Here is a 7801-nt window from a genome sequence, read left to right as displayed (position 1 = left end):
TTTTAAACGCGCCACCAGATTCCGCAGGGGCGGGTATTATTTTCATATAGAACAAGGCAACAGCTTTGTGGCGGGAGGCTTCTGGGGCCCTGTTCCGGAAGATTTGAAGCGTATCCGGGATGAGATCGCGTTTGATCCCGCACCCCTGAGAAAGATCTTAAATAGCAAATCTTTCAAAACTTATTTTAAAACACTGGAAGGAGAACAGCTGAAGAAAATGCCCAAAGGTTACCCGGCAGATCATGAAGCTATCGACTTACTGCGCTACAAACAATTTGTGCTGATACGGAGGTTTACGGATAAGGAAGTGTTAAGTGATAATTTCCTGAAAGAAGTCAATCTTACATTCAAGGCCATGCGCCCTTTCCTGGATTATATGAGTGAAGCGCTTACCATGGACCCTAATGGCCTTACGGAGTAACAATTCCTTATATTTGTTACCTAATCCTTCCACTATGGATAAAATGCAGCAGGTGATCAGCATTTTTGATAAACGCGCCGCCCTGTATCAGGAAAGACATATGGATGTGTCGCGTTATCATGCATCATTCGATTTGTTTTGTAACAACATCACGAAGCAGGGCGCCGCTGTGCTGGAAATAGCCTGCGGCCCCGGAAATATTACGAAGTACCTGCTGCAGCAACGGCCGGACTTCCACCTGCTTGGTATAGACCTGGCTCCCAACATGCTGGAACTGGCCCGCACCAATAGCCCGCAGGCGGAGTTCCTGCTGATGGACGCCAGGGATATTTCCCGGCTCAGTAAAACATTCGACGGGATCATGTGCGGTTTTTGCCTGCCTTATCTCAGCAGGGAAGAAGCGGTGAAAATGATGGCCGATGCCGCCCGTTTGCTCGCGCCCGGCGGAGTGCTTTATATCAGTACTATGGAAGATGAATATACAAGATCAGGTTTCTTTCATACCGATGGAAACGATGAGTTCTATATGTATTATCATGAAGCCGGTTACCTGGTAGACGCATTGAAGGAAAACGGGTTTGAGTTGGTGGACCTTCAGCGGGAGCAATATCCTGCTGCTGACGGGAGCACTACTACGGATCTTATTCTTATTGCGCGGAGATGATTGTTAGTAATAAATTTATATTTTACTCCCTATGACCTCGTCCATTTTTGATAAAGACTTTCCCGAAGACCCAGGAGTGCGGCGCTGGCACCTGATTCCCCTTGCGCTGAAGATATATGTATATGTCTATCTTGCATTGTCTGCTTTTTCTGTGCTGAGCAGCTACCTGAGACACAGAAGATATGGCGTATACGACTGGAAGGAATTAAATGCAATAACACTTTTTTCCATTGCTTCGGTGATATTGTTCCCGTTGATAAGATTTCTTCCCAATCTTTTGATCCTCCTGGAGAAAAAATACGCCATCCTTTTAGCCCTGGCAGCTACCGTTATTTCCATGCTGGTCGCGTGTTATACATCTTACCTCACTGCTTCCTACGGAGTCATGAATTTCATGGTAATAGTAATAAATATTTGCTGGCTGGTACTGGAAATACCTTACCTGGTAATGCTGTTGAGAGTCAGAAAAGCGTGGGAAAGGGGCAAGGGAAGACCCTGACCCTCACGGTATATAAGGCCCGCCCGGCTCTCCCCATCCCCATTCCGGCATGGGCTCATCCGGCTTCATAGGCACTTCCTCTTCCCGGGAATTGATCACCGCGATACGTGTGCCCCATTCAATATACGCCACAAAGGCCGACCTGAACTCAGGATCGTCCGGCAGCTGCAACGTGTCGGCAGTTTCAAGCAGCAGCGCTACCCACCTTTTCCGGTGTTGCTCCGTAAGATGCCTGCCCAGGTGCTTTTGGATCATGGCGAAATGTGAGCCGTTGTCGTCTTCACTGTACATTTTCGGGCCGCCGAAAACTTCAGCGATAAAATGCGCTACGTGCAACTGGTGCTGTGGCGACATATGCCGGAATACAGGCCCTAATAATTCGTCCTGTAATACCTTGTCGTAAAAAGCCTTCATCAGCTGTTCAAATACAGGCATACCACCGGCCCATTCGTATAATGTGGGGATCTTTTTTTCTGAAGTCATTATAAGGTTGCTTGATTATGCTAAAGATAATAATTAAGCAGCCAAGTTAGTGGGAGGGAAGATGCCAAACAAGCGCCTACCAAAAAGTAGGCGGGGTTATTCACCCGGCGCCGGGATGAAACAGCGCCGGGCGAACTAAGTCTAATCCAGCAATTGCTCTATCGCATTATATAATGTGGTCCTGTTAAAAGGTTTCTCCAGGAACAGATCGGCCCCGTTGGCCAGCGCCACATCCCTTGCGGCCGCATCCATCCCGGAGATCATAATTATTTTCGTAGCAGGATATTTCTCCCGGATATAACTGATGAAATCCAATCCAAATCCATCGGGCAGCCGGTTATCAAGCAATACGATGGCTGGTGGCTGCTGTTGAAAATATTCCACAGCATCGGAAATGGTTTGTACATGCTCTATCTCCATCTCTTTACCATCCAGCAGTAAATTGATCAGCAGGCACATTTCTCCTTCATCTTCAATAATGAGGAGCTTCTGTTTAGACGCGGTATTTGTAAGATGTTGTATCATAAAATGGTTTTAAAAGTAGCAGTAGATGTTTAAAAACCGTACCAAATGAAATGACCGTTCCGGGCACAACGTTTATACCGTGGGAAAATCTATCTTTACAAATACCTAATCATTATTTCAATGGAAATAAAAGATCTTTCACCAAAACAATTATGGCAACACTTTGCTGAGCTGAATGCAGTTCCCCGCGCTTCCAAAAAGGAAGAAAGAGTGATTGCCTTTATGATGGATTTCGGAAAACGCCTGGGCCTTGAAACAACGAAAGATGCCATCGGCAACGTGGTCATCAAAAAGCCGGCAACGCCAGGTATGGAAAACCGGCAAACGGTGATCCTCCAGTCGCACCTGGATATGGTGCACCAGAAAAACAGTGATACCGTATTTGATTTCGACACACAGGGTATTGATATGTACGTGGACAACGACTGGGTAAAAGCTCGGGGCACTACGCTGGGCGCCGACAATGGCATCGGTGTGGCCGCTATCATGTCAGTGCTGGCCGCAAAGGATATTGCGCATCCCGCTATAGAAGCCATGTTCACCATTGATGAGGAAACCGGTATGACCGGCGCCAAACAACTGGACCCGGTTAATTTTACGGGCAAAATTCTTTTGAACCTTGATACGGAAGAGGAAGATGAATTAACCATCGGTTGTGCCGGTGGTATAGATACCAACACCAAAGGCACTTACAGGGAAGTGCCCGCAGATAAAGATGCCGTTGCCTTTCTCATCAGTATCAAAGGCTTATTAGGCGGCCACTCCGGTATGGATATCCATAAAGGCCGCGCCAATGCCAACAAGCTGATGAACCGGCTGCTGTATAAGGCAGCGCAACAGGTAAATATACAACTGGGTAGTTTGGATGGGGGCAGTCTCCGTAACGCCATCCCCCGCGAATCACAGGCGGTTATTACTGTCCCGGCCGGCGATAAGGAAACATTTACCCGTTTCATCCATGAATTTACTGCTACCATCAAAGAAGAATATCATACTATAGAACCGGCACTGGTGCTGGAATGTGTGGCAACCGCTACACCTGCGCAAGTAATGGAACCGGCTTACCTGAAACAATTGCTGCGTGCTATTTACACAGTGCCCAATGGCGTATTCCGCATGAGCCCCGATATTGCCGGGCTGGTGGAAGCCTCTTCCAACCTGGCCAGGGTACAGGCCAGGGACGGCGTTTTTATTACACAGTCGTTGCAACGCAGCAGCGTGGAAAGCACCAAAAACGATGTAGCTAACGCAGTAAGCGCGGCCTTCGAAATCATTGGCTGCGAAGTAAGCCAGGGCGGCGATTATCCCGGGTGGAAACCCAATGCCGATTCCGCTGTGCTCCGTTTGTTACTGGCGCTGTATAAAGATCACTTCACCCATACGCCTCATGTGGGCGCCTGTCATGCCGGGCTGGAATGCGGTATTCTCGGCGCGCACCTGGGCAACCCGGATATGATCTCCTTCGGGCCTACTATCCGCGGCGCACATTCTCCGGATGAAAAAGTGCTGATCTCTTCTGTAGGAAAATTTTATGATTACCTGCTGCATATTCTCCGGGAAATACCGGCAAAATAATAAGGTGATGCTTCCGTTCAGAAAGAGCGGAAGCATCAATGTTAGTTGGCGTGCAGGTGTTTGGCGGGATTACTAACAGATACCTTGATGGTTAAACTGCTCACGGTAATCAGTACAATCAGGAAGGATATGCCTCCGGCCAGTGCAAAAATCCACCACGACAAAGAGATATGATACGCATAGTTATCCAGCCACTGATGCATACCCCACCAGGCGGCAGGTATAGCGATGAGAAATGCCAGCACTATTAATAACATGAACTCGCCGGATAACAGCCCGAATATCTGCCGGGCGTTGGCGCCCAGCACTTTCCGGATACTGATTTCCCGGATCCGTTGCTGCGTGGTGAATTGGGCCAGGCCAAGTAATCCCAGGCAGGAAATGACGATGGCCATCACCGTAAAATAACCCGTTAGTTTTTTCACCATCTGCTCGCCCCTGTACAGTTGCCGGTATTCTTCATCGGCCAGCTGATACCGGAAAGGATATTCCGGGTTAACGGTTTTACAGAGTTTTTCAAGAGATGCAATTACAGCTGCCGTTTTACCAGGCGCTGTTTTAACCAGTAAGGTGCCCCATGTTGCTGGCCCCGGCTGCATAATAACCGGATCTATCTGGTCGTGCAATGAGCCGGCATGAAAATCTTTTACAACGCCAATGATCTGTCGTCTTAAACCAGGTTCAATCACCAGGTATTTTCCAAGAGGATCTTTAAAGCCAATTTTCCTTGCAGCAGTTTCATTGATCAGCACTGCGCCGGAATCTGTAGGATATTGCCGGGAGAAGTCGCGCCCCCTGATCACCTGTAACCCCATGGTGTTTACATAATCGTATCCAACGGTGCCAACGGTAATAGTGGGCCGGTAGGAAGGATCTTTACCTTCCCAGAGAATCCCGTCCTGGTTACTGTTAAAACCAACAGGGGAGCCGTTCATAGCTGATACCAGTTTTACGCCCGGAAGCTGCTGGGCGGTTTCTTTAAAATAATCATAGTGCGGGATCAATGCGCCCTCCAACGGAATATTGATGATGTGCTCCCGGTCGTAACCCAGGTTTTTTGTTTGTATATATTCCACCTGCCTGGATATGGTGATGGCGCCAATAAAGAGTAAAGTGGAAAGCACAAACTGGAAAACCACCAGTCCTTTCCTGAATACACGCTCGTTTTTCTCCGGGCGCAGTGTGCCTTTCAGTACCTTTACTGCCTCGAAAGACGACAGGTATAAGGCAGGATAACTACCTGCAAAAAGGCCGGTAATCATACCAATGGCCAATAGTTGCAGCCAGAACAGGGGCGCTGTTACAGGCAGCGTCATCTGTTTCCCGGTAATGGCATTAAACGCCGGTAACAGTAAGGCCACCAGTATAACAGCCAGCGCCAAAGCCAGGAAAGCAGTGAGCACGGCTTCGCTGATAAACTGGATGATCAGCGATTGTTTCATGGCGCCGGCAGCCTTGCGCACTCCAATCTCCTTTGCGCGCTTCAGGGAACGTGCGGTAGACAGGTTCATGAAATTAATACATGCAATCAATAACACGAAGGCAGCTACCACGGTGAATAATATTACATAGGTTATACGGCCACCGCTTATGAAACCGTTTTGAAAACTCCCATGCAAATATTTTTCATCGAACCGCTGCAGGTCCAGTTCCTCGCGTAAGCCCGGGCCCTGTTCCTTGTAGTAATCATCCAGGAAATTGCTGATACGGGTACGTACCTTCGCGGGATCGGCATGCTTATCAAGCATCACATAGGTGTTTACACCAGTGCTGCTCCAGGTGTTTGCCCAGGAATACTTTTTCAGCATGGCGGCCCAGTTGATCAGGTAATCAAATTTCAGGGAGGAATGATCCGGTACGTTTTCAAATACAGCGGTGACGGTAAAATATTGTGAGGAGTTATACGTAATGGTTTTACCAATGGCGGCGCCGGCACTGCCAAAAAAAGCGACGGCTAATTTTTCAGACAAAGCAATACTGTTGGGCGTGTGCAGCGCCATGTCTTCCCTGCCGGCCAGCAAGGGGAAACTGAACATCCGGAGAAAATCGTTCCCTGCATAGGCGCCTGTTTCCCGCAGGATTTTATTGCCTGCCCGTAAGATATTATTGTCGCCCGAAAACCCCGATGCCAGCGTTATATCAGGAATCACTTTTTTTAATTCCTCCGCCAGTGGTCCGGGGGTAGCATAAGCCGCGCCAGCTCCTCCGTCTGAGTACTCGCGTTGATAAACAGCATATAGCTGGCTGTTGTTGGCATGAAAGGAATTAACGCGGCGCTCATCCTGTACCCATAATAAAATGAATAAGCTGCAGGCGGTTCCCAGCGAAAGACCGGTTATATTGATGGCGGAAAAGGTTTTGTTTCTCCACAGGGTCCGCCAGGCAATTTTAAAATAGTTCCTGATCATGGCTTGTAGGTCGACAAGGATAATGCCTTTTTTATAGCTGCTGAAAATCAATTCATTGATAAAGCTTCATTGTTCGCTATCCGCCGCGACTGTCCGGAATCGGACAGCGCGGATTTTGTCTGACTCAGGATTTTGATGATTTCACTGATTTCGCTGATTTTATTTTGGGAATTTTATAAGGGATTTTAAAGGATTTTGGAAGATCTAAGTGAAAAGATCCGCTTAGATCTTCCAAAATCCTTTAAAATCAAAAATGATCAAATCAGCGAAATCAGCGAAATCATCAAAATCCTGAGTCAGACAAAATCCGCACCAGACGGAAACGGATCATCGCATTTTCTGTTTCGGAAGAAGTAACCCTTAACTCATAGCGTTTATCACTGGTAAGGATGATCATTTTGGAAGTATTCGGCGGGATATCGCCGAGGTTATTGGCATGCAGTACCAGCTCCTGGTATTCACGTCCGGGGTCTGCTGTGAGATGAATGCGTAGCGGCTTGCCGGTCAGCTCCTGCCGGTCGGCCACTTTCGTGCCGTTAAAAAATACGGTAACGGTATCATGATCAATGGTGCCATAATCATACAGGCTGATGTCGATCTCCGGGTTGCTGATATCGTAACTCCCCTGTAACCGGTTTTTACGTTGTGCCGGTGCCGGTGCAGCGCTTAGCGCCGGTATGGTATCTTTCCGTGGTGGAAGAGAGGTGGTATCTGTTGCCGGTATGGTTTTATGGCGGTGGGGAATTTGCAGGGCAGCTATTTCCGTGGCGCTGAGCTTCGATAACCGCAGCACTCTTTTGCTGTGCACTTTCCCTGTATACTTTGAATAGCTGATCATGCTTCCCTGCAGCACCGTTTCCCCTTCAATGTCGAACAGCCGGAGGCTCATCACCGCCAGGCGGGCGCTATGATTTTTGGGAACCGTGATCTCATTGAATTTTATCTCTTCAAAACGCCAGTTACCGGCGCTGTCGTTTCGTTGGCCGGTAACCGTTAGCTCGCCGTAAAGCTGTGGTGTTTCATAAAACCATGCCCTACCGCTGTATTTCCCGGCGGCTGTTTGTCTTATCTCCATGATGTAACTGCCGGTACTATAGTACCATCCCTGCGATTCAGCGGCGGTATAGCCTTTCCATATGCCTTCCAGGTTTTGTGCATGGAGTGTGGTGAACAGCAGCAGGCTGCAGCAGGTTAACAGTATTATTTTTAGCGGATTGGTTAACATA

Annotated in this window: 8 protein-coding genes; 4 read left to right on the top strand and 4 right to left on the bottom strand. The window is 48.2% G+C overall.

Translation table 11 applies throughout. The features are described 5' to 3' along the window. From VIM72_RS06530 to VIM72_RS06520, 3 genes are all read left to right on the top strand, one after another. Positions 1–421 (top strand): DUF2461 domain-containing protein (locus VIM72_RS06530; protein WP_332002059.1); only part of this gene is annotated, 421 nt, incomplete at its 5' end. A gap of 34 nt (positions 422–455) precedes the next feature. Beyond that, positions 456–1085 (top strand): class I SAM-dependent methyltransferase, encoded by a 630-nt coding sequence (locus tag VIM72_RS06525; RefSeq protein ID WP_332002058.1) that lies wholly within the window; start codon positions 456–458, stop codon positions 1083–1085. Between the two features lie 31 nt (positions 1086–1116). Continuing rightward, positions 1117–1584, top strand: a complete 468-nt coding sequence (locus VIM72_RS06520; protein ID WP_332002057.1) for a hypothetical protein — start codon at positions 1117–1119, stop codon at positions 1582–1584. Between the two features lie 3 nt (positions 1585–1587). Here VIM72_RS06520 and VIM72_RS06515 read toward each other — a convergent pair whose 3' ends face one another. Together VIM72_RS06515 and VIM72_RS06510 are read right to left on the bottom strand one after the other, a co-directional pair. Beyond that, a complete protein-coding gene (locus VIM72_RS06515) occupies positions 1588–2067 on the bottom strand; it encodes a group II truncated hemoglobin (RefSeq protein ID WP_332002056.1) in 480 nt (159 codons plus the stop codon). A gap of 141 nt (positions 2068–2208) precedes the next feature. Further along, the gene (locus VIM72_RS06510; RefSeq protein ID WP_332002055.1) at positions 2209–2592 is read right to left on the bottom strand and encodes a response regulator; all 384 of its coding nucleotides are present in this window, start codon (positions 2590–2592) and stop codon (positions 2209–2211) included. Positions 2593–2712: 120 nt separating this feature from the next. Between VIM72_RS06510 and VIM72_RS06505 the strand changes: the two genes are divergently transcribed. Next, positions 2713–4167, top strand: a complete 1455-nt coding sequence (locus VIM72_RS06505; protein ID WP_332002054.1) for an aminoacyl-histidine dipeptidase — start codon at positions 2713–2715, stop codon at positions 4165–4167. A 41-nt stretch (positions 4168–4208) separates the two neighbouring features. On the opposite strand, the gene VIM72_RS06500 is transcribed toward VIM72_RS06505, so the two are convergent. Further along, positions 4209–6575, bottom strand: coding sequence for an ABC transporter permease (locus tag VIM72_RS06500; protein WP_332002053.1), 2367 nt, complete (start codon positions 6573–6575; stop codon positions 4209–4211). Positions 6576–6858: 283 nt separating this feature from the next. After that, positions 6859–7800, bottom strand: a complete 942-nt coding sequence (locus VIM72_RS06495; RefSeq protein WP_332002052.1) for a hypothetical protein — start codon at positions 7798–7800, stop codon at positions 6859–6861. Between the last annotated feature and the right edge of the window lies 1 nt (position 7801).

This window comes from Chitinophaga sp. (assembly GCF_036569185.1).
In the GTDB taxonomy this organism is placed as follows: Bacteria; Bacteroidota; Bacteroidia; order Chitinophagales; family Chitinophagaceae; genus Chitinophaga.
Note: the sequence above shows the minus strand (reverse complement) of the source record. Positions and strands in the feature narration are given on the sequence as shown.